This window comes from Flavobacterium sp., from assembly GCF_043760115.1.
Lineage (GTDB): Bacteria > Bacteroidota > Bacteroidia > Flavobacteriales > Flavobacteriaceae > Flavobacterium.
Map to the genome: position 1 here is coordinate 17872 of NZ_JAYUPK010000021.1, position 22461 is coordinate 40332.

General features: G+C 30.2%; 17 protein-coding genes and 1 pseudogene. 6 read left to right on the forward strand and 12 right to left on the reverse strand.

Translation table 11 applies throughout. The features are described 5' to 3' along the window. Positions 1–22: 22 nt before the first annotated feature. The 3 genes from ACH2BC_RS01735 to ACH2BC_RS01745 all read right to left on the reverse strand — a co-directional run bounded on the left by ACH2BC_RS01735 (position 23) and on the right by ACH2BC_RS01745 (position 5246). Complete coding sequence (locus ACH2BC_RS01735) at positions 23–2377, reverse strand: patatin-like phospholipase family protein (RefSeq protein WP_395052243.1); 2355 nt, start codon at positions 2375–2377, stop codon at positions 23–25. A gap of 6 nt (positions 2378–2383) precedes the next feature. Continuing rightward, a complete protein-coding gene (uvrC, locus tag ACH2BC_RS01740; protein WP_395052244.1) occupies positions 2384–4189 on the reverse strand; it encodes an excinuclease ABC subunit UvrC in 1806 nt (601 codons plus the stop codon). A gap of 184 nt (positions 4190–4373) precedes the next feature. Beyond that, a complete protein-coding gene (locus ACH2BC_RS01745) occupies positions 4374–5246 on the reverse strand; it encodes a Fic family protein (protein WP_395052245.1) in 873 nt (290 codons plus the stop codon). 77 nt (positions 5247–5323) lie between these two features. On the opposite strand from ACH2BC_RS01745, the gene ACH2BC_RS01750 reads away from it, so the two are divergent. Next, positions 5324–5887, forward strand: coding sequence for a 5-formyltetrahydrofolate cyclo-ligase (locus tag ACH2BC_RS01750; protein WP_395052246.1), 564 nt, complete (start codon positions 5324–5326; stop codon positions 5885–5887). On the opposite strand, the gene ACH2BC_RS01755 is transcribed toward ACH2BC_RS01750, so the two are convergent. The 3 genes from ACH2BC_RS01755 to ileS form a co-directional block, all read right to left on the reverse strand. Continuing rightward, the gene (locus ACH2BC_RS01755; RefSeq protein WP_395052247.1) at positions 5877–6545 is read right to left on the reverse strand and encodes a lipoprotein signal peptidase; all 669 of its coding nucleotides are present in this window, start codon (positions 6543–6545) and stop codon (positions 5877–5879) included. The genes ACH2BC_RS01750 and ACH2BC_RS01755 overlap by 11 nt on opposite strands. An 87-nt stretch (positions 6546–6632) precedes the next feature. After that, entirely contained in the window at positions 6633–7013 is a 381-nt protein-coding gene (locus ACH2BC_RS01760; RefSeq protein ID WP_395052284.1) for a TraR/DksA family transcriptional regulator, read from the reverse strand. Positions 7014–7024: 11 nt separating this feature from the next. Next, positions 7025–10483: an isoleucine--tRNA ligase gene (gene ileS / locus ACH2BC_RS01765; protein WP_395052248.1), complete on the reverse strand. Its 3459-nt coding sequence runs from the start codon at positions 10481–10483 to the stop codon at positions 7025–7027. A gap of 244 nt (positions 10484–10727) precedes the next feature. Between ileS and ACH2BC_RS01770 the strand changes: the two genes are divergently transcribed. Beyond that, on the forward strand, positions 10728–11600 hold the full coding sequence (locus ACH2BC_RS01770; RefSeq protein WP_395052249.1) for a T9SS type A sorting domain-containing protein: 873 nt from the start codon (positions 10728–10730) through the stop codon (positions 11598–11600). A 49-nt stretch (positions 11601–11649) separates the two neighbouring features. On the opposite strand, the gene ACH2BC_RS01775 is transcribed toward ACH2BC_RS01770, so the two are convergent. The 5 genes from ACH2BC_RS01775 to gdhA all read right to left on the reverse strand — a co-directional run bounded on the left by ACH2BC_RS01775 (position 11650) and on the right by gdhA (position 17384). After that, the gene (locus ACH2BC_RS01775; protein WP_395052250.1) at positions 11650–12249 is read right to left on the reverse strand and encodes a zeta toxin family protein; all 600 of its coding nucleotides are present in this window, start codon (positions 12247–12249) and stop codon (positions 11650–11652) included. After that, positions 12236–12427 carry a hypothetical protein gene (locus ACH2BC_RS01780; RefSeq protein WP_395052252.1) on the reverse strand — a complete coding sequence of 64 codons (192 nt, stop codon included), beginning with the start codon at positions 12425–12427 and terminating at the stop codon, positions 12236–12238. The genes ACH2BC_RS01775 and ACH2BC_RS01780 overlap by 14 nt, the downstream gene beginning before the upstream one ends. Before the next feature lie 37 nt (positions 12428–12464). Further along, positions 12465–13178, reverse strand: coding sequence for a DNA repair protein RecO (recO, locus tag ACH2BC_RS01785; RefSeq protein WP_395052253.1), 714 nt, complete (start codon positions 13176–13178; stop codon positions 12465–12467). A gap of 81 nt (positions 13179–13259) precedes the next feature. Continuing rightward, positions 13260–15599: a T9SS type A sorting domain-containing protein gene (locus tag ACH2BC_RS01790; RefSeq protein ID WP_395052254.1), complete on the reverse strand. Its 2340-nt coding sequence runs from the start codon at positions 15597–15599 to the stop codon at positions 13260–13262. Between the two features lie 441 nt (positions 15600–16040). Further along, complete coding sequence (gdhA, locus tag ACH2BC_RS01795) at positions 16041–17384, reverse strand: NADP-specific glutamate dehydrogenase (protein ID WP_395052255.1); 1344 nt, start codon at positions 17382–17384, stop codon at positions 16041–16043. A 251-nt stretch (positions 17385–17635) separates the two neighbouring features. Here gdhA and ACH2BC_RS01800 point away from each other — a divergent pair, with 251 nt between their 5' ends. Continuing rightward, entirely contained in the window at positions 17636–18430 is a 795-nt protein-coding gene (locus ACH2BC_RS01800) for a glutamate dehydrogenase (RefSeq protein ID WP_395052256.1), read from the forward strand. A 67-nt stretch (positions 18431–18497) separates the two neighbouring features. On the opposite strand, the gene ACH2BC_RS01805 is transcribed toward ACH2BC_RS01800, so the two are convergent. Next, positions 18498–19646, reverse strand: a complete 1149-nt coding sequence (locus ACH2BC_RS01805) for a cystathionine gamma-synthase (RefSeq protein ID WP_395052257.1) — start codon at positions 19644–19646, stop codon at positions 18498–18500. Between the two features lie 255 nt (positions 19647–19901). Between ACH2BC_RS01805 and ACH2BC_RS01810 the strand changes: the two genes are divergently transcribed. The 3 genes and pseudogenes from ACH2BC_RS01810 to ACH2BC_RS01820 all read left to right on the forward strand — a co-directional run bounded on the left by ACH2BC_RS01810 (position 19902) and on the right by ACH2BC_RS01820 (position 22445). After that, positions 19902–20261, forward strand: a complete 360-nt coding sequence (locus tag ACH2BC_RS01810; RefSeq protein ID WP_395052258.1) for an arsenate reductase family protein — start codon at positions 19902–19904, stop codon at positions 20259–20261. Continuing rightward, a pseudogene (locus ACH2BC_RS01815) lies at positions 20254–21163 on the forward strand (DMT family transporter). Before ACH2BC_RS01810 ends, ACH2BC_RS01815 begins: the two are co-directional and overlap by 8 nt. A 421-nt stretch (positions 21164–21584) precedes the next feature. Then, positions 21585–22445, forward strand: a complete 861-nt coding sequence (locus ACH2BC_RS01820; RefSeq protein WP_395052259.1) for a YicC/YloC family endoribonuclease — start codon at positions 21585–21587, stop codon at positions 22443–22445. Positions 22446–22461: the final 16 nt, after the last annotated feature.

Below are 22461 nucleotides of genomic sequence, written 5' to 3' on the forward strand. Positions count from 1 at the left end.
AAATTTTTGCAAATTCTGTGTTTTAAAACCAAAATCCTACTCCGAACCATAGAAAACCTTTGGGCTGTTCTGGCGACCAAGAATATTTTATTTCTATTGGACCAATTCTAGATTCTAAACCATAACCTGCTGCATAACCCGAATATTGTGGCGTAGCAATCCAATTTCCTGTTGAAAATAAATTCTCTTCGACATTGGCAAAATTGGCTGAAAAATTTAAGTGATTTTTTTTATAAAACTCAACATCAACTGTTCCGCAAGCTTTTATATAACTGTTGGCGGCAATGGAAACAAAGTCGTAGCCATAAAATGGTTTAAAATTGTTTATTGCATTGTAGCCGTAACCACCAAGTACAAAGTCTTGAAAGGAAACGCTTTTTTCTCCAAAGGCAAATCCTGCATCTGTTTGTAATTTAATTGTGAATTTTTTGTAGATTGTTTTTGCAATTCCAATATCGCCTTTTACTATTGAATATCTATTAAAGTCACCAGAAAAATTAGTTGAATACAAGTACGATTGCAAATCGCCATTAAAAAACCATCCTTTTTTGGGAAAATATTTATTGTCAAACGAATCGTATTTTAAATATCCAAAAACGCTTGCGTAATCACTGTCTTCAAATTTTGATGAAACATCGCCAAGAGTTTTAGAAACTATTTTAATGTGTTTTAATTCGACTCCAGCGCCAATTAGAAATTTTTGTTTAAAAATAGTTTGTACATAAGCTTGGTTTGTAAAATCGGAAAAATCTATATTTAATGTATTAATTCCTAATTGTGTAAATAGTTCTCCATCACTAAAATCTGTTGCAACGTTTCTATTAAATTGATTATATCTTGACTTAAAACCAAAACTAAAATAAAATCCGTTATCGATGTAATAATCTAAATTGTATCTAAAATTATCCCCTAAAATTAAATCTAATGATAAAACATCGTTTTTAAACAGTGACTTTTTTTGAGTAAGATTAGTTAAAACTGCACTTTTATACAATCCATCATAGTGCAAAGAAAATTTTAAAAAGGTTTTATTATTACTTTCTGTTAAATTTAAATTTAGTTCATCTGATGCGTTAGATTTATTTAATTGAAAACCAATTGCGCTAAAGTTACCAGATGCATTTAATTTATTTATTCCTTTTTCTAGTTGATCATAACCTATTTTAGTATTAGGTTTAAATCCTAATTGACCTATAACATAAGCTCTTGTGTAATTATTTAAATCGTTAATTTCTATTCTATTTATTTGAATGCTGTCTTTTATGCATTTTAAGTTTGGCTTAATGTATTTATTGTCTTTAACTACTAGCTTTTTTAAATCTTCATAAACTATAAACGAAGCTTCTTCGCCTTTTTTTATAATTTCTTTACCTTTATCAAATGATATTACTGAATATTTTTGAACGTCTGGTTTTATGTAAATATCGGTTCGTTTTATTTTTTCATTCATTCCGTTTATCATTTGCAAGTTGGAAATTTGAACCAATATTCGTGTTGCTTCTTTTAAAGAATTTCTGTCTTTTAAATCGTCTTGAACATCTACACCTATTATAATATCTGCGCCAAGTTTTTTTACTTCGTCTATTGGATAATTATTTATAACACCACCATCAACTAGTACTTTTCCGTCTATTTCTACAGGTGAAAAAAGTGTTGGAAAAGAAGAACTTGCCAATAGTGCTTGTGGTAAATAACCTTTGTTTAAAAGTACTTCTTTACCAGTTTCAATGTCTGTTGCTATGCAAAGAAATGGTATTGGAAGTTTATTAAAATCTCTTACATGGCGCACATTATGTGTGAGTTTAGCAATTAAATTATAATTGTACAATCCTTTAGATAATGCAATTGGAACTCCAATACTAAACTTATTAAATGGTAATGAAATGGCATACATTTCGTCGTTTCGTTTTTCATAAAAACTTTTGGATGTTCTTGGAATATAATCTTGCAGAAGTTCGTCAAAGTTGGTTACAGAAAATATTGAATCTAGTTGTTTTGCATTATAACCAGATGCGTATAAACCGCCAACAATTGCACCCATACTTGTGCCACCAATATAATCTATTTTTATTCCTGCTTCTTCTAGAACTTTTAAAACACCAATGTGTGCAAATCCTTTTGCGCCTCCACCAGTTAATACTAATCCAATTTTTTTTCTAGCAATTGTGTCTTGTGAATAAGAATTTTGAGAGTATAGAAAAAAGAATATAGAAAATAGAATTGTTGTTGTGAGTTGTGGGTTGTGAGTTGTGAGTTTTTGCAAAAGACTAAAATTATTTAGCCCTGATTGCAATGAAAATCTTTTTTCTTTCTTTTTTGGAAAGAAAAAAATTGTAATGGAAAGCAGGAATATGGTAGATAAAAGTGCCCAAGCCATTCGCTTCTAATTTATAGTATTGATTTTATGGTAAAAGTCGGTAATTTTTTTGGCTTTTGATACTCCAACAACGTCAGAAATTTCTTTTTCTGTTGCTAATTTTAATCTTTTAACACTTTTAAACTGTTTTATGAGTGTCAACATTGTTTTTTCGCCTATTCCTGGAATTTCTTCAACTGATGAATTTAGTGCGGCTTTGCTGCGTTTATCACGATGATGTGTGATTCCAAATCGGTGTGCTTCGTTACGCAACATTTGAATTACTTTGAGCGTTTCTGATTTTTTATCGAGGTAAAGTGGCGCAGAATCTCCTGGATAATAGAGTTCTTCGAGACGTTTTGCAATACCAATTATGGCTATTTTTCCGCGCAAACCTAAGTCGTCTATGCTTTTTAGTGCCGATGAAAGTTGTCCTTTTCCACCATCGATAATAATTAATTGTGGTAAGGATTGATTTTCGTCAAGCATTCGTTTGTATCTTCGGTAAACTACTTCTTCCATTGAGGCAAAATCGTCTGGACCAACTACGGTTTTTATATTGAAATGTCGGTAGTCTTTTTTGGCTGGTTTTCCGTCTTTAAAAACCACGCAAGCCGCAACAGGATTGGTTCCTTGTATGTTAGAGTTGTCGAAACATTCTATATGTCGTGGTTCTACTGTGAGGCGTAAATCTTTTTGCATTTGCGCCATAATTCTGTTGGTATGACGTTCTGGATCTACAATTTGTATTTGTTTTAATTGGTCAATTCGGTAATATTTGGCGTTTCTAATTGATAATTCTAGAATTTGTTTTTTATCGCCAAGTTGTGGTACTGTTACTTTTATTTTATCGCCAAAGTCTAATGGAAAAGGCAACACTATTTCTCTGGTGAGTAAATTAAATCGTTCGCGAAGTTCTACTACTGCAAGTTCTAGTAATTCTTCGTCGGTTTCTTCAAGTTTCTTTTTTAATTCTAGAGTATAGGAACGAATTATTGCTCCATGTGCTATTTGAAGAAAATTTACATAGGCAACGGCTTCATCTGAAACAATTGAAAAAACATCAATATTGGAAATTTTTGGGTTTAAAACTGTTGATCTTGATTGATAATTTTGAAGATTTTCGATTTTATTTTTAATTTTTTGTGCTTCTTCAAATTGCATTTCGCTTGCAAAATAATTCATTTTTATTTTAAAATCTTTCAAACTTTCTTTAAAATTTCCTTTTAATATTTCGCGAATTGCATCAACATTTTTTTGATAATTTTCTAGTGTTTCATAACCTTCACAACCGCCTTTGCAATTGCCAATATGGTATTCTAAACATACTTTAAATTTTCCAGATTCTATATTGTTCTGGGTTAAATCGTAATTGCAGGTTCTAATTTGGTATAAGTCTTTTATTAAATCTAAAATGGTGCTGATTATTTTAAAATTAGAGTAAGGTCCAAAATATTCTGAACCATCTTTAACCATTCTACGTGTTGGAAATATTCTTGAAAAAGATTCTTTTTTTATGCAAATCCAAGGATAACTTTTATCATCTTTTAGATTGATATTGTACTTTGGTTGTAGCGTTTTTATTAAATTGTTTTCTAGTAAAAGTGCGTCTTGTTCGTTAAAAACTACAATGTGTTTTATGGTTGCAATTTTTTTAACCAACATTCTGGTTTTTCCGTATTCTTGTGTTTTATTGAAATAGGAAGCTACACGTTTTTTTAAATTTTTAGCTTTTCCAACGTATAAAATTTTTCCTTCTTTGTCATAATACTGATATACACCAGGATTATCTGGTAAGGTTTGTATTTGTAATTCTAGAGAAGGATTGGACATTTAGATTTGTGATTGCTGATTAACGATTTTTGATTTTTGATTTTTTTGAAGTGAGATTTATGTTTGCGTAAAGTTTGTCATTCCGTAGGAATCTCAGAATATTAAAATTAGCCACGGATTTTACGGATTAAACGGATTTTCACTGATTGTTTTTTTCTTTTTCTGTTTTTGTTCTATGAATTTTTTAATTATTTTTAGATTTTAGATCTTTTATTTTTAATTCTAATTCTTTTATTTTATTTGAAATCTCATCCTCTTCAATATCTTCGCCATTTGCTCCAGCAATCATAATTTCTAGAGAACGATTTAAATTTATTGCAATATAATTTATAAATGGTTCAATATTTCCTGCATCTGCGAGTTGTAAAGCTGCGAAATAATTGGCTTTATCTTCAGTTTTTATAATTACTGGTGGAAAACCAAATTGCATTAAAATAAAATTCATTAAAATTCTTGCAGTTCTTCCGTTTCCATCGTCAAATGGATGAATTCTTATAAATTTATAATGAAATTCTGCTGCAACCAATAACGGATTTACTTCTTTATCTTTTGTTTTTTCTTTGTACCAATTTAGTAAATCGTACATTTTAGAAGGTGTTTCTTCTGGCGATGCAAAATAAAAAATTTCTCCTGTAACAGTTTCAACGTGGTTTGGTGTAGATTTATATTTGCCAGAAGTTATTTTTCTTGGCACTATTTTTCCAGTTGCATTTTTAGAATCTTTGTATGAATCTTTTAATAATAGCGAATGCAATTCTCTTATAAAATTTTCAGTTAAAGGTCTTTCGCCTTGAGTCATTTCTAATACCCAATTTATTGCTTCGTTATGTCCTGTAATTTCTAAAGTGTCTTTTAATGGTTTTCCTTGTGCGGTTACTCCAAATAATAATAAAGCTTTTGTTTCGCTATAAGTTAAAGAATTTCCTTCCAAATGGTTAGAATGATAGTTCCAATCCAATCGAAATTTTTGCATTATTCTAGCTTCTTGTTCTTTATCAATTGGACGAAGTGCGTCTAATTGTGCTTTAAGATTTAGTGCTTGCTGAATTTCTTCCATTTATTAAAAATTTTATCCAAACAAATTTAACTCTAAATTCTACAGAAAACAAATTGAAATTATCTTACTTTTACCTTATGAATAAGCAAGAACTTAGAAAAAAATATAAAAATTTACGTGCTTCACTTTCTGATATTGAAATTGAGGAAAATAGTTTGCTCATTGCTAACAATCTATTAAAATTAGCTATTTGGGATAAAACCTACTATCATTTGTTTCTAACAATTGAAGAATTAAAAGAAGTTAATACTGAATTTGTTCTTCATATTCTGCAAGGAAAAGATAAAGAAATTGTGGTTTCTAAAAGTGATTTTGAAACCAAAGAAATGACCAATTATCTTTTAACAGATGCGACAAAATTCAAGAAAAACCAATATAATATTACTGAACCTGTTGACGGAATTATTGTTCCAACAGAAAAAATTGAAGTCGTTTTTGTTCCGCTATTAGCATTTGATACCAAAGGAAATCGTATTGGTTATGGAAAAGGTTTTTACGATAAATTTTTATCTAAATGCAAACCCGAAACTATAAAAATTGGGTTGAGTTTTTTTGAACCAGAAAAGGTATTTACAGATTTTTATGAAAATGATATTTCATTGAATTATTGTATTACAACAACTACTATTTTTACCTTTTAATTATATAATCGTCTGGGTTTATACTACTAGAATAACTAACATGAGGTGGAGTTGGCGCTGGACCAAATGCTTTTTTATTGAATACAATTAATATTCCAACTCCTATGGAAATTGATAAATCTGCAATGTTAAAAACTGCGTTAAAAAAACTAGCTTCTTCACCACCAAAATAAGGAATCCAAGTTGGTAGATTTCCTTTCCAAATAGGAAAATAAAACATATCTACAACTTTTCCGTGAAATAAAGTACCATAAGGTTGATCTGAAAAATAAGACGCTAAGTGTGTTGGTGTACTTTCGTCAAAAAAAACTCCATAAAAAACAGAATCTATAATATTTCCTAATGCACCAGCGAAAATAAATGCAATTGCAATACTTAAAAGAATATGTTTTCTTTTATTAGAAACATCATACATCCAATATCCAATACCACAAATAGCAATTAATCTAAAAACTGTTAAAATTAATTTTCCATATTCTCCAGGTATAACTGTTCCCCAAGCCATTCCTTCGTTTTCGATAAAATTAAGTTTGAACCAATTTAATCCAAAAACTGGAATTTCTTCGCCATAATATAAGTTGGTCTTAATTAAGATTTTAGAAAACTGATCTACTAGTAGAATAATGGCTATTAAAAATATAGAGTTAAATAATTTCATTATTTTTTTATTTATTGCGTGCAAAAATAGTATAAATTATAAAAAAAACGCTCTAAAAAGAGCGTTAATTATATTATTTATAACAGGTTATCGTTGTAAATTCTTAGCTTCAATACTCATTGTAGCGTGAGGAACAATTTTTAATCTTTCTTTACCAATAAGTTTTCCTGTTACTTTACAAACTCCGTACGTTTTATTTTCTACACGGAAAAGTGCATTTTTTAAATCACGAATAAACTTTTCTTGACGAATTGCCAATTGCGAATTCGCTTCTTTACTCATTGTTTCACTTCCTTCTTCAAATGCTTTAAATGTTGGCGAAGTATCGTCTGTACCATTGTTTAAATCATTCATATAAGCACTTTTAATCAATTCTAAATCGGATTGTGCTTTGTAAATTTTGTTTAAAATTATTTCTTTGAACTCAGCTAAATCAGCATCAGAGTATCTTGCAATTTCATCTACCATCATTATTGTACTTATTTTGTTATTACTATTTTTGTTTTTATCTCGTCAAATTCAATTTCTATGCCATTTTCAACAGTATCAAGAAAATTTAATTCTTCTGTTAACGTTTCAGACATAATATATGCTTTATTATTTTGTATTGCTTGTTCTAATTCTCCACTTCTTTGCACTTGAACTTTTATTTTATCGGTAACTTCAAATCCTGACTCTTTTCTAATGTTTTGAATTCTATTTACCAATTCTCTTGCAATTCCTTCTTGCTTCAATTCTTGTGATATTGTAATGTCTAATGCTACTGTAATTCCGTTGGCATTTGCAACCAACCAACCCGGAATATCTTGAGTTGCTATTTCTACATCTTCAGAAGTTAAAATTATACTATTTCCTGAAATAACAAGCGATAGTTCACCTTTAGCATCTAATTCATTTATTTGATCAGCCGATAATGATTGTATCTCTTTGGAAATCAATCCCATATCTTTACCAAATCGTGGTCCAAGTGCTTTAAAATTGGGTTTTATTTGCTTCACTAAAACGCCTGATGCATCGTCAAGAAGTTGTATTTCTTTCACGTTTACTTCGGCTTTTATAAGGTCAGAAACTGCTTCAATTTCAGCACGTTGATTCTCGTCAAGTATAGGAATCATTATCCTTTGCAAAGGTTGGCGTACTTTTATCATTTCCTTTTTTCGAAGCGATAAAACTAGTGATGAAACGGTTTGTGCTTTCATCATTCTGCTTTCCAACGATTTATCAACAAAGTTTTCAACCGAAACTGGGAACAAAGCCAAGTGAACACTGGTAAAATCTTCGGTTTTAGTTGTTCTAACTAAATCGCGGTACAATTGATCCATAAAAAACGGAGCGATTGGAGCAGAAAGTTTGGCAACATTTAACAAACAAGTATATAAGGTTTGATAAGCTGCAATTTTATCAGTTTCATATTCGCCTTTCCAAAATCTTCTTCTGCACAAACGAACATACCAATTACTCAAATTTTCTTGAACAAAATCAGATATTGCTCTAGCTGCTTTTGTTGGTTCATAATCTGCATAATAATCATCAACATTTTTTATCAAAGTATTTAATTCTGATAATATCCAACGGTCAATTTCTGGTCGTTCGTTCAACGGAATTTCAGCTTGGGCATAAGTGAAATTATCGATGTTTGCATATAATGTAAAGAACGAATACGTGTTGTAAAGTGTTCCAAAAAACTTTCTTCTAACCTCAGCAATTCCTTCTAAATCAAATTTTAAATTATCCCACGGATTGGCGTTCGAAATCATATACCATCGTGTTGCATCTGCACCATATTCTGCTAAAGTTGTAAATGGATCGGCAGCATTCCCTAAACGTTTAGACATTTTTTGTCCGTTTTTGTCTAAAACTAATCCATTAGAAACTACATTTTTATAAGCAATTTTATCAAAAACTAATGTTCCAATTGCGTGTAACGTATAAAACCATCCACGAGTTTGATCTACACCTTCGGCAATAAAATCGGCAGGAAAAGCATTACTTTGAATTTTATTCAAAGTTTCGCTTTTAGATTCTGAACCAAGTTCAGAATGACAAATACCATCAATTTTATCTTTATTTTCAAATGGATAATGCCATTGCGCATAAGGCATTGCGCCAGAATCGAACCAAACATCAATTAAGTCACTTTCGCGTTTCATTGGTTTTCCTGACGGAGAAACTAAGGTGATTTTATCGACAACATTTTTATGTAAATCAACTAAATCGTAGTTTTCTTCGCTCATATTTCCAACTTCAAAACCTTGAAATGGATTTACAGTTTCTAAACCAGCAGCGATTGATTTTTCAATTTCTGAATATAATTCGGCTACAGAACCAACTAATAATTCTTCGGTTCCATCTTCTGTTCTCCAAATCGGTAATGGAATTCCCCAATATCTTGAACGAGATAAATTCCAATCATTAGCATTTTTTAACCAATTTCCAAAACGACCTTCGCCAGTTGCTTTTGGTTTCCAGTTAATGGTTTCGTTTAGGTCGAACATTCTATCTTTGATTTCGGTTACTTTTATGAACCAAGAATCTAATGGATAATATAAAATTGGTTTGTCAGTTCGCCAACAATGTGGATAACTGTGAACGTATTTTTCTACTTTGAACGCTTTATTTTCTTCTTTTAATTGGATAGCAATTTCTACATCAGACGAACGTTCTGGTGCTTCGCCATCATTGTAATATTCGTTTTTAACGTATTTTCCAGAATAATTTCCTAAACCTTGAATAAATTTACCTTGTAAATCTACCAACGGAACAGGATTTCCGTTTTCGTCAAGAACCAACATTGGTGGTATTTCTGGCGTTGCTTCTTTTGCGACTTTGGCATCATCGGCACCAAAAGTTGGCGCTGTATGTACAATTCCAGTTCCATCTTCGGTAGTAACAAAATCTCCTGCAATTACTCTGAATGCATTTTCTTGATTTTGAAATGGTAAAGCCAATTTCATTAATTGTTCGTAACGAATTCCAACTAAATCTGAACCTTTACATTCGGCAAGAATTTGATATGGAATATTTTTATCGCCTTCTTTAAAATTTTCAAAATCTGATGGTTCTGTTGAAGCAAAAAATCCTTTTCCGAATTGTTTTCCGACAAGGTTTTTAGCTAAAATTACTTTTGATGGATGAAACGTATATTGATTGAAAGTTTCCACTAAAACATAATCTATTTTTGGACCAACTGTTAAAGCTGTATTTGATGGCAAAGTCCAAGGTGTTGTAGTCCAAGCTAAAATGTGAACATCGCCAAAACCTTGTAAAAAGCTTGGTAACGTTTCTGTTTTTGCTAGAAATTGTGCAACAACTGTTGTGTCAGTAACATCTCTATAACTTCCTGGTTGGTTAACTTCGTGAGATGATAATCCGGTTCCAGCTTTAGGCGAATACGGTTGAATTGTGTATCCTTTATATAGTAAATTTTTATTGTAAATTTGTTTTAACAACCACCAAACGGTTTCCATATATTTGGATTTGTATGTTATATATGGATCTTCCATATCTACCCAATATCCCATTTTTTCGGTCAAGTCGTTCCACACATCTGTGTAACGCATTACGGTTTTTTTACACGCTTCGTTGTATTGTTCTACCGAAATGGTTTTTCCTATGTCTTCTTTGGTAATTCCTAATTCTTTTTCAGTTCCCAATTCTACTGGTAAACCGTGCGTATCCCAACCTGCTTTTCGTTTTACTTGAAAACCTTTTTGAGTTTTATAGCGACAAAAAATATCTTTAATGGCACGAGACATTACATGGTGAATTCCAGGCAAACCATTGGCTGATGGTGGACCTTCAAAAAACACAAATGGTGTGTTTCCTTCACGTGAAGTTACAGATTGTTCAAAAATGTTATTTTCTTTCCAAAATTCTAAGGTTTCTGATGCTACTTTTGGTAAGTCAAGTCCTTTATATTCAGTAAATTTTGTGCTCATTTAGTTGTATTCTAATTTCAGTTTGCAAAAGTAATAAATTGTTGTGAGTTATGTGTTATGTGTTGTGGGTTTTTGTTAGCCACAAAGTCGCAAAGTCACAAAGATTATTAAAGTAGTTTGAAATATTATTTTTAATATATTAAGAAAACCTTTGTGTATGTTAATGAATTATTTTTAAAACATCCTTTGATAAATATAATTTTATGTAAGTTTGTATGTAACAAAATTTTAAAAAAATGAAATTATGAAAAAAACTATTATATTATTTTATTTATTTTTAAGTTTGGCTCAATCTGCTTTTTCTCAAAATACTTTTTTTCAAGTAAAATTAAATCCAAATTTTTATCAAGTTGTTGGCGATAGTGATGTGTACTTTAATGAAATTAATGATGCTGGGTTTAATCAAATTATAAATAATAATGGTGGTTATATTCAACCTATTCAAATTACATTTAAGTTTTCTGATGAATATTTAATGTCATTTATTAGTGTTAGGTCAATTCCAAGTATGGCTTCTTACGCAACAACTCTTTATAATCAATTGTTAGCATACTCTATTGTTGTAAACTCCATTTCCTATAACACAACACAGTCTGATTTTGGAAATTCTATAGAAGGTTTTGCATCGGATAGATTGAAAATGAATTTAGTTAATTCTGGCAATGGTTCTTATTTAACTACTGATAATAATATTGTTCAAACAAATAATAGCCAGTTAAACACTATTTTTCAAAACTTTAATGTTGATAAATACGAGAATAATTATATTCGTTGTAATTGTATTATCAATGACTTAAAAATTGCTTTACAAAATATTCCTGAAGTTGTTGCAAATACTTTAAATGTTCCAATAACTGGAGCTTATTTAAACAATTATGAATTTAAAACTAATAAAACTTCTGTTTATCCAAATCCATTTTATACTAGTTTGACTATTGAAACTAATAAACCAATTATAAATTATTTCATATATGATAGTTTAGGAAATGAAGTTGTTACATCCTCATCAAAAAATGATTTAGATATTAAATTAAAAGAATTATCTTCTGGATTTTACTTATTAAATTTATTATTTGATAACGGTCAAAGTGAAATTAAAAAAATAATTAAAAAATAATTTTACTTAACTAAAAACCTCTTTTAACACATTTAAAGATTTTGGTTATTTATTTGCAATTTTCCAAGATAGATAATGCCCAATCATTTGTAGTTGAATAAAACTTTTCGAGTTTACCATTTTTGGTTCTATAAAGAAGTTTTGGTATTTCATAATCAATAGAATTATCATAAATATAAAGTCTATCTACTATTTTTGAAAGCACTAAACAATTTGCAATAGATTTAGAAAAACGACTAATTATTTTTGTAATTGGTACATCATGTCCTCCTTCTAAAACCCTGTGCGCAATTCTGCTTGCATTAATTGAAGGATGATTAGTACCAACAAAAAAAAGTCTTACAAAATATCCGTTAGTGATAGCTTTTTCTACAAAATCTACTTTATCGGATGCGGAAAGTACTGTTTCAAAAATCAAACTTTTCTTATTTACAATGCAATCTTCTCTTAATTTACTTGCAAATTCAGCAGCTTTTAATACTGCATCTAAATTATTCCATCCGCCAAATTTTTCTTCTGCAATGTTATCTGGATTTATATAAATACAATCTTCAATCCATTCGTGTTTTAAAATTTGTGAAGTTAATGAAGTTTTTCCAGAACCATTTGGACCAGCAATAATGATAAGTTTAGGTTTAAACTCTTCCATTTTTGATTTGTATTTGTCTTTCTATGGCTTGATTAATTTGAAGTTTTTGAAGTTTTTTAAACTTTAAATTAGCTTTTTTGGCACGCTCTTTTACATCAATAATAACATCTTTCATAAGCAATTCAAGCTCATTCTCAGTTGGTTCAACATCAGATATAAATCTATAAGAAGTGTTCATAAACGTAATATATTAAACAAATATAATGAAAATAAATTTATGAAAAAACCTCCTTTAAAACATCGAGCGATTTTGGCTTTTTAAATCCGTCGAGGTGAATGGTGTAAAAATCTAGTAGAATTTTTAAAAGTATTTGACGTTCTATTGCTGCAAAAACTTTTTGATTGCTGTCAAATTTTAAATTGATGAGTTTCTTGAACAAATGTGTTTCGTGTTCTGACAAAGAATTTATTCCGTGAAATGGTGTAAAAATTCCTTCGTTTATATCGAAAAAGTTTAGTTCTATATCAGAATCATCTGGATAAAAGCCAAGAAATTTTGTCATTTCTAACATTAATATTAGATGAAAATTTGCAATTTCTTCGTTATTGTCTAACCAAAGTAAAGCAGTTTCGAGAAAGGTAAATAAATCTTGATTTTTTTCTTCTTCGTGAATGGAATGATGAATGATTTCTGACAAGAAAATGACAATGGTGCTTTTATAAATATTGGTGTTTATAGAGTGAAAAGCGGTTGCAAGTTTTATTTCTTTAAAATGTTCTAAAGTTCCTTTATTTTTATGATTAGCTTCTATTTCTAGAATGGTTAATGGTTGAAAATAAGCAATCTTTTGGTTAGACTTTTTACTAGAAAAAGCACTTTGAACAAAGTAGGATTTTAATCCATCAGATTCAGTGAAGCATTTTACAATCAAGCTTTTTTCTTGGTATTTTAAAGTAGAAATTACAATTGCTTTGGTTTTTACCAACATTTTTTATTTGTTGTTTACTGTTTTTGGTTTATAGATTATAGTTTTAAAACAACAAACCATTAACTATAAATCACAAAATTTTTATCTAATTATCATTACTTTTTTTACAATAGTATCTATTCCATCTTGTGCAGCAACTAAAATCATATACACACCAGATGCAACTTTATATTTTCCAAAGGCAGTTGTGTCCCATTCTATTGTTCCACCTTCGGAAGTTGTTTCATACACCAAACTTCCTTCAATATCGGTAATTTTTATATTGGCTCGGTTTGTTAATCCTGATATTTTTACTGTTCCTGTAAACTCTGGTCGCACAGGATTTGGATATGCATAAACGTTTTCTAAATTTTCACTTGATCTTGTTGCTGTGCCTTTAAATGAAACTAAACCTTTATCTGTAGCAAAAAAAACTTCGCCTGTAACGCCATCTATTTCTATATCATTAACAGTATTACTTGGCAATGGCGAATCGTCTTTAGTAAAATGATGAATGGTTTCTTGACCATTTGGTGAAACTAAAAACACGCCAGAATCGGCAATTGAAACCCATTTTCTATTTGCGCCATCAACTGCAATATCGATTATAAATTGTTCAAAAAATAATTCTTGAGCTAAGGTTTCACCATTAAATACTTCATTAATAATTATTGGTTTGGTTTGAATTTCTGTTTCAGACAAGAAAGAATCTACGCTTGAAATTATCCTTAAACCTCTTCCTGTTCCTATCCACATTTGGTTTCTATTATCAATTGCAACACATCTTACTTCTTTTACCGGAAGATTACCTTCAGTTCCAGTTTTTATAACAATTGATTTATTGTTTAATGTTTCATTATATCCTATTAATCCGTTTCTTAAAGTTGGTAACCATTTAGTATTGTTTTTATCTATTGCTAAAATGGCATACGCTTCTGATGTAGTTTCTGGAATTACATCAGACAAATCGAACGATTGCCATTGTCCGTTAGCTCTTAAAACTTTTAATCCTTTATTTACTCTGTTGTTTGTCATCCAAATATTTCCTTGTTTGTCAAATACTGGACCATTAATTCTAACATCAATATAATTTGGATCTGGTGGACTTAATGCTAATGATTCTAATCCGTTAGAACCAGTATTAGTTGTGTTGTATAATAGCGTTGGAACATCGTTTTCTACTTTTAAAAGTCCAGAAAAATAAGAACTTACATAAAATTGATTTTCATTATTTGGATTAAAAGCGATACTTGATAATGATTTAGCTCCAAATAAAGTGGTGTACGGAATTAAACTCCAACCAACATTAGCTTGAAATTTACTTATTGGAAATTCGGCAAGACCAAATGGAACGTATGGATTATATTCTCTATCATAAGTACCGTATAAGGCAAATAGTGAAGATGGAGATTTTCTTACTCTAAAAATATAATTTCTAATTGGTCCGTTTGGCATTAAAAACTGAGTTGTATTTGGAGAACTTAATGCAGATGTAACTAATCCGTTTTCGTTTGTGCCTATATAAATTGTATTGTCTAGAACTGTTGCGCAAGTAAAAGAAACAGCAATTGTTGGTATTTGACTACTAAGAATGTGAGCCACTTGTTGTAATGCTAAATTGTAAATATAAACATGATTATGGGTTGTAATGGTAAGATAATTAGAATCTGATCGAATATCTATATTACTTTGCGGACTTTGAGAAAATTGAACAAAATTAGTTCCGTTGTATTTAAATACTAAATTGTCTGTTCTAATGGCTAAAATTTCTGTTCCAAAAGCTGTAATTCCGTTCCATTCGCTTCCGTTTGAAACATCTGTCCATTGATTGAAATCGTCTAGAAATGGATTGGATAAATTAGCTCTTCTTATACCACTTCCTAAATTATTTGCTTTAGTAGAAGCATAAATAAATCCGTTGCTAATACAAGTTTGAGTTACATTAGAAAAAGAACCTTGCGGACCAATATAATAAGTTTGTTGAAATTCTAATGTTGTTAAATCAAAAACTGAAATTCCGTAATCGCAAGAAATATAAATTTTACCATCATATTCATTAAAATGATTAATTTTTTTAATCAATGGCGAAACTGGAACTTCTGTTAAAATTCCGTTTTTAAATAAAATTGAGTTGTCATCATTAATTACTAGTAATAATCCGTTGCTGTTTCCAACAAACGTTTTTTTAACGCTTTCACTGTAATATAATGCCGAAATGGTTTCTGCTTTTAATCCATCAACCGAATTAAATGTTTTTATTTCATCAGTTGTTATGTCTTTAGAAAACAAAGCGTTTTCTGATGCCGCAAAAATCTCATTACTAGATTGCGAAATATCTTTTATTTGATTGTATGAAAAATATCCTTGCCACAACGATTTGTTTTGAGAAAAACCCAATACAACTAGTAAATGAAATATTATAAATACTATTTTTTTTATCATTTTTAAATCTAAATAACGTTACAAAGATATAAACGAAATTATTTACTATTTAATATATTTTAAAAGAAAAACCTTCTTTCAATTGTTGAAAAAATTTACAAAGATTATTCCTTCGTCAGAAAGACAAATAATTCGATGGGTTTTGAGTTTGGAAATTACAATTATAGTATTTCAAAAAATAATTATCAATAAGTAATTCAATTTTTCTAGCGACAACTTTCCATTCTTACAAAGGAAGAATCTCCATAAAATGCTCAAGCAAACAAAGTTAAATTTGCCAAGTTCGCAGAGATTCTTCCTTCGTCAGAATGACAAATAGTGCGATGACTTTTGTCTTAGATTATTACAATTATAGTATTTAAAAAAATAATTGTAAATAATTATTAGGCATAAAAAAAACCGAGCATAAACTCGGTTTTATATATTTTGAAAGTGAATTTTTTAAACTATTCCTTGAGCAAGCATTGCATCGGCAACTTTTACGAAACCTGCAATATTGGCACCTTTTACATAGTCAACATATCCGTTTTCTTCTGAACCATATTTTACACAAGATGCATGAATGTTTAACATAATATTTTTAAGTCGTTCGTCAACTTCTTCTGATGTCCAACTTAAACGTAAGGAGTTTTGAGACATTTCTAATCCAGATGTTGCAACTCCACCAGCGTTAGATGCTTTTCCTGGTGCAAATAATATTTTAGCATTTTGAAAAACGGTAACTGCTTCAGGTGTAGATGGCATGTTTGCTCCTTCGGCAACACACATACAACCGTTTGCAACTAATGCTTTTGCTTCTTCTTCGTTTAACTCGTTTTGAGTGGCACAAGGTAATGCAATATCACATTTTACTTCCCAAGGTCTTTTATTTGCAACAAATTTTGCACTTGGATATTTAGTTACATAATCTGAAATTCTGCTGTAATTTACGTTTTTAATTTCCATAACGTATGCTAACTTTTCTGCATCAATTCCAGCTTCGTCATAAATATATCCAGATGAATCTGACATTGCAACTACTTTTCCACCAAGTTGCGTAGCTTTTTGAGCTGCATATTGCGCCACATTTCCTGATCCAGAAACGACTACTGTTTTACCAGAAAAACTATCTCCTTTAGTTTGAAGCATGCTTTGAGCAAAATATACATCGCCATAACCAGTTGCTTCTGGACGAATTAATGAACCTCCAAAAGAAATTCCTTTTCCAGTTAAAACTCCTGTAAATTCGTTTCTTAATCTTTTATATTGACCAAACATATAACCTACTTCTCTTCCACCAACTCCAATATCTCCAGCTGGAACATCAGTATCTGCGCCAATATGTTTAGATAATTCAGTCATAAAACTTTGACAAAATTTCATTATCTCATTGTCCGATTTTCCTTTTGGATCAAAATCAGATCCACCTTTTCCTCCACCCATTGGTAAAGTTGTTAAACTATTTTTAAACGTTTGCTCAAAAGCTAAAAATTTTAAAATACTTAAATTTACTGATGGATGAAAACGCAAACCGCCTTTGTATGGTCCAATTGCAGAGTTCATTTGAATTCTATAACCACGATTTACTTGTGTGTTTGATGCATCGTCTACCCAAGTTACCCGAAACATAATTACGCGTTCTGGCTCGACCATTCTTTCCAAAAGCATCTTGCCTTCGTATTTTTTATTTTTTTCAATAAATGGAATTACAGTTTCTGCAACTTCCTTAACAGCTTGCAAAAATTCAGGTTCGTTTGGATTTTTTTTAGCTACTGCTTCAATAAAATTGTTTATACTTTGTGACATAAATTATTATTTAAGAAAACGTTTTCGTTAATTTGGCACAAAGATACATTTTATAAAAATAATGCGTTACAATTTTTAATTTTCTGATTTATTTTTATTTTAAAGTCAAGAAAACAGAAATATAATTGCTTTTTTTACGTTATTTTAAAAGTTTTTCTGATTTATTTCATTCTTATATAAGTATTTTTTCATTTTATTTTATAAGTGAATGATGTTTTTATATATTTGTCGAGAATTGAATAGTTTATAATATGCAAATATCCAAATCTTTTATCGTAACCTTATTATTCTTAGTTGGTTTAACTAGTAATGTAAATGCCCAGTTTGGCTTTTCACATGAAATAGGAGGAATAGTTGGTCCAGTAGCTTTTCAATCAGATTATGGAGAAAGATATGATTTTTCTACTAATGCAGGTAATACTGGTTTTGGTATTGGAATCATTCATTATCTAAATTTCTCTTACAAAGCAGAGTGTAATTGTTACACACCTGAAACTTATTTTAACGATCACTTTAAATTAAGAAGTGAGTTATCATATAATAAAACCAAATTGCAACATTTTGGAGAATGGGTTGATACCAAAAGAACTTCTTTAACTGCTCAACAGTTAAGAGCAATGAGAGGAAGTACTGCTGTAACTAATATTGGTATGCAATTGGAATTTTTTCCATACAGTATAAGAGATTTTACTGCAAGAGTTGGAAGTTATGCGCCATTTATAAGTCTTGGTGGACAATTTAGTTATTTTAAACCAACAGCAGAATCTAGTCTTGGTCCAGGTTTAGGACAATTACCAACAGTTACTCCAATAAAATACATTGATGCTTTTGATGTAAAAGGAGGAACAACTTGGTCTGTAGTTACTAGTGTTGGAACAAGATATAAATTAACTGAACTATCAGATTTAATGGTAGATTTAAGATTTCAATATTACTTTTCTAATTGGGTTGATGGTTTAAGTCCAGATCCAAGAATTTATACAGAAAACAAAGCCAATGACTGGAATGTATGGTTAAATTTTGGATATATTTATTACCTGAATTAGTAAATTAAAGACATAAAAAATGCCAAATCTAGATTTAGATTTGGCATTTTTTTTTTATAAATATTGATTATTTAAAAGCTTGTTCCAAATCGGCAAGTAAGTCTTCTATATCTTCAACACCTGTACTAAGACGAACTAAATCATCTGAAATTCCTATTTCTTTTCTTTTATCTTCTGGAATTGATGCGTGTGTCATTAATGCAGGATGATTGGCCAAACTTTCAACTCCACCAAGAGATTCTGCTAAAGTAAATACTTTTAAATTTTCTAAAAATTTAATTGCATCTGCTTTTAAACCAGATTTGAATGTGAATGAAACCATTCCGCCAAAACCATTTTGCATTTGCTTTTTTGCAATTTCGTGAAACGGATGATTAGGTAATCCTGGATAAAAAACTTTTGCTACAGCAGAATGATTGCTTAAAAATTCGGCAACTTTGGCACCGTTTTCACAATGTCTTTGTACTCTTAAATGCAATGTTTTTATTCCTCTTAAAACTAAGAACGAATCCATTGGTCCAAGTGTTGCGCCTGTTGCAAATTGTTGAAAATGTAATTGGTTTCCAAGCTCTTCATCTTTTACAATTAATGCTCCAGCAATAACGTCTGAATGTCCGCCAAGATATTTTGTAGCCGAATGCATTACAACATCTGCGCCTAAATCTAAAGGTTTTTGTAAATAAGGCGTTGCAAATGTATTATCTACTGCAAAAAGAATTTTGTGTGCTTTGGTGATTTTGGCAATTTCTTGAATGTCTGCCAATTTCATTAAAGGATTGGTTGGCGTTTCTACCCAAACCAACTTTGTGTTTTCGTTTATTAATGATTGGAATTTTTCAATATCATTCATATCTACAAAGTGAAATTTTATGCCACTATCTTTATAAATACGAGTAAACATTCTGTAAGTTCCACCATATAAATCGTCCATTGCAATGATTTCGTCACCAGCTTTGAACGAACGAAGTAAACAATCTGTAGCTGCTAATCCAGATGAAAAAGCCAATCCGCGAGTTCCGTTTTCTATACTTGCTAATGCGTTTTCAAGCGCTGAACGTGTTGGGTTTGCTGCACGAGAATATTCGTAATCGGGATTTACTGGTTGTCCTGGACTATTTTGTACAAAAGTAGAGGTTTGATAAACTGGTGGCATAACTGCTCCTGTACTTGGATCGTGATGTTGTCCGCCGTGTATAACTTTAGTATTGAATTTCATTATTTAAATATTTATTTTGCAAAGATAGTGAGTTTGTTTTTTGCCACGAAGACACTGAGCCACAAAATTGATTTAAAATTTAATCAAAGTAAAAATGCCAAATGCTGCGATTATTTTAGCCCAGATAGCAGTGAAATCCTCGTAGCTTTTGCGAAGAGATTGGAACGGATAGCTGGAAAATGCTTCAAGAAAAAAATTAAAAAAAAAATATTTTATACAGTTTAAATGAATTTTCTTTGCAAAAAATTAATTCTTATGACCGATACAATATATTACTTGGCAAGTTGCGATACGTGCAGAAAAATTATAAAATCGTTGCCTAAAAGCGCTAATTTGGTTTACAGAGATATAAAACAAGATACTATTTCTATTGAAGAATTAGAATTTATGTATTCAATTTCTGGAAGTTATGAAGCGTTGTTTAGCAAAAAAGCGCAGTTGTATAAATCGATGGATTTAAAAAATAAAAACTTGACCGAAGATGATTACAAGAAATATATTTTAGAACATTACACCTTTTTAAGCCGACCTGTTTTTATAATTAATGATAAAATTTATATTGGAAACACGCAACAAAATATGTTGCAAGTGAACAAAGCGTTGGGTAATGTCTAGAAGAAACTTAGCTCTAGTTGGAGCAACTTTAGTCTCTATAATTTACGGATTAACTTTTACAATTGCTAAAGATGTAATGCCAAAATATATTGAACCGTTTGGGTTTATAGTTTTGAGAGTTTTTGGTGCAGCGGTTTTGTTTTGGATGGTTTCTATGTTTATGAAATTGTTTAATAAAGTTTCAAACGAAATTAAAATTGAACTTAAAGATTTTCCTAGAATTGCAGCCGCAGCATTGTTTGGTGTTGCCATAAATATGCTCACGTTTTTTAAAGGATTGAGTTTGACTTCTCCTATTTCGGCATCGGTAATTATGGTTTCTACACCAATTATTGTTTTGATATTATCGGCAATAATTATGAAAGAAAAAATGTTGAAACGCAAAGTTTTTTGGAATAATTTTGGGTTCAATTGGAACTGTTTTTTTAATTGTTTACGGAAAATCTATTGGCAATGCAAGCAATGCTAGTTTGGGAAATTTTTTGGTTTTGGTAAATGCAATTTCGTATGGATTTTACCTGATAATTGTTAAGAAATTAATGGATAAATACAATGCATTTACTTTTGTAAAATGGATTTATACTTTCGGATTTCTGATGGTTTTGCCATTTGGATGGAATGAATTTGAAGTTATAAATTGGACAATAATTCCGATTTCTATTTATTGGAAGATTGGTTTTGTGATTCTTTTTTCTACTTTTTTTACTTATTTGCTAAACTTACTTTCAATGCGTGAATTAAAACCAACAACAGTTGCTGTTTTTATTTATTTACAACCACTTTTTGCAACAATATTTGCCATTAGTTTAGGAAAAGATGAACTGACTTGGGTTAAAATTAGTTCGGCAATTTTAATATTTATTGGCGTTTATCTTGTTACTCAGAAGAAAAGTGGTCAGTGATCAGTTTTCAGTTTTCAGTTTTCAGTTTTCAGTTTTCAGTAATCAGTTTTCAGTTTTCAGTTTTCAGTAATCAGTTTTCAGTAATCAGTGTTCAGTAATTTGTAATAATATTAAAAATTGTAGAACAATTGTAAAAATAAATGAAAAATTTTAAATTCTGAAACTGAATACTTATTACTGAACACTCATAGCTAAACACTCATAACTGAATACTCATAACTGAACACTGAATACTTATTACTGAACACTCATAGCTAAACACTCATAAATAAACACTCATAACTGAATACTGATTACTGAAAACTGAAAACTGAACACTGATCACTGAACACTGATTACTGATTAATGAAAACTGAACACCGAACACTGAACACTGAATACTGAACACTTTTTTATTATCTTTGAATTCTTATAAAAAAATATGATACAATCAATGACTGGTTTTGGAAAAGCATCTTTGCAATTACCAACCAAAAAAATTACCGTAGAAATAAAATCGCTAAACAGTAAAGGTTTAGATTTAAATACAAGAATGCCATCGGTTTTTAGAGAAATGGAATTGGGTTTGCGTAATCAATTATCACAACGATTGGAACGCGGAAAAATTGATTTTTCACTATATGTAGAAGTTACTGGAGAAGAAACATCATCTAAAATTAATGTACCAATTGTACAAGCTTACATTAATCAAATGAAAGCGGTTTTACCAAATGCTGACGAAACTGAACTAATGAAAATGGCCGTAAGAATGCCAGATGTATTAAAAACAGAACGTGACGAAATTGACGAAAACGAGTGGAAACAAATTCAAACAGTTATTGACGAAGCATTAAATAACATTCAGAATTTTAGAAAAGACGAAGGTTTATCTCTTGAAAAAGAATTTGTATTGCGAACTTCAAATATAAATTCGCTAATGAACGAAGCAGTATCGTTTGACACAGAACGAATAGAAACTGTAAAAACCAGATTAAGAACAGCACTTGATGAACTAAAAGTAAACGTAGATGAAAATCGATTTGAGCAAGAATTGATATTTTATCTTGAAAAATATGATATTACCGAAGAAAAAGTGCGACTAGAAAATCATTTGAATTATTTTGTAGAAACACTTTCTGGAACCGAAGCTAACGGTAGAAAACTAGGTTTTATTTCGCAAGAAATTGGTAGAGAAATTAATACAATGGGTTCAAAATCTAATCATTCTGGAATGCAAAAAATTGTGGTTATGATGAAAGATGAATTGGAGAAAATTAAAGAGCAGGTTTTGAATGTTCTTTAAAGAAAATAGAGATTAG

What these genes read in the sequence shown, in the direction of transcription:
- ACH2BC_RS01735 (WP_395052243.1), bottom strand. Translation starts at nt 2,377, where the DNA reads ATGGCTTGGGCACTTTTATCTACCATATTCCTGCTTTCCATTACAATT.
- uvrC (WP_395052244.1), bottom strand. Translation starts at nt 4,189, where the DNA reads ATGTCCAATCCTTCTCTAGAATTACAAATACAAACCTTACCAGATAAT.
- ACH2BC_RS01745 (WP_395052245.1), bottom strand. Translation starts at nt 5,246, where the DNA reads ATGGAAGAAATTCAGCAAGCACTAAATCTTAAAGCACAATTAGACGCA.
- ACH2BC_RS01750 (WP_395052246.1), top strand. Translation starts at nt 5,324, where the DNA reads ATGAATAAGCAAGAACTTAGAAAAAAATATAAAAATTTACGTGCTTCA.
- ACH2BC_RS01755 (WP_395052247.1), bottom strand. Translation starts at nt 6,545, where the DNA reads ATGAAATTATTTAACTCTATATTTTTAATAGCCATTATTCTACTAGTA.
- ACH2BC_RS01760 (WP_395052284.1), bottom strand. Translation starts at nt 7,013, where the DNA reads ATGGTAGATGAAATTGCAAGATACTCTGATGCTGATTTAGCTGAGTTC.
- ileS (WP_395052248.1), bottom strand. Translation starts at nt 10,483, where the DNA reads ATGAGCACAAAATTTACTGAATATAAAGGACTTGACTTACCAAAAGTA.
- ACH2BC_RS01770 (WP_395052249.1), top strand. Translation starts at nt 10,728, where the DNA reads ATGAAAAAAACTATTATATTATTTTATTTATTTTTAAGTTTGGCTCAA.
- ACH2BC_RS01775 (WP_395052250.1), bottom strand. Translation starts at nt 12,249, where the DNA reads ATGGAAGAGTTTAAACCTAAACTTATCATTATTGCTGGTCCAAATGGT.
- ACH2BC_RS01780 (WP_395052252.1), bottom strand. Translation starts at nt 12,427, where the DNA reads ATGAACACTTCTTATAGATTTATATCTGATGTTGAACCAACTGAGAAT.
- recO (WP_395052253.1), bottom strand. Translation starts at nt 13,178, where the DNA reads ATGTTGGTAAAAACCAAAGCAATTGTAATTTCTACTTTAAAATACCAA.
- ACH2BC_RS01790 (WP_395052254.1), bottom strand. Translation starts at nt 15,599, where the DNA reads ATGATAAAAAAAATAGTATTTATAATATTTCATTTACTAGTTGTATTG.
- gdhA (WP_395052255.1), bottom strand. Translation starts at nt 17,384, where the DNA reads ATGTCACAAAGTATAAACAATTTTATTGAAGCAGTAGCTAAAAAAAAT.
- ACH2BC_RS01800 (WP_395052256.1), top strand. Translation starts at nt 17,636, where the DNA reads ATGCAAATATCCAAATCTTTTATCGTAACCTTATTATTCTTAGTTGGT.
- ACH2BC_RS01805 (WP_395052257.1), bottom strand. Translation starts at nt 19,646, where the DNA reads ATGAAATTCAATACTAAAGTTATACACGGCGGACAACATCACGATCCA.
- ACH2BC_RS01810 (WP_395052258.1), top strand. Translation starts at nt 19,902, where the DNA reads ATGACCGATACAATATATTACTTGGCAAGTTGCGATACGTGCAGAAAA.
- ACH2BC_RS01820 (WP_395052259.1), top strand. Translation starts at nt 21,585, where the DNA reads ATGATACAATCAATGACTGGTTTTGGAAAAGCATCTTTGCAATTACCA.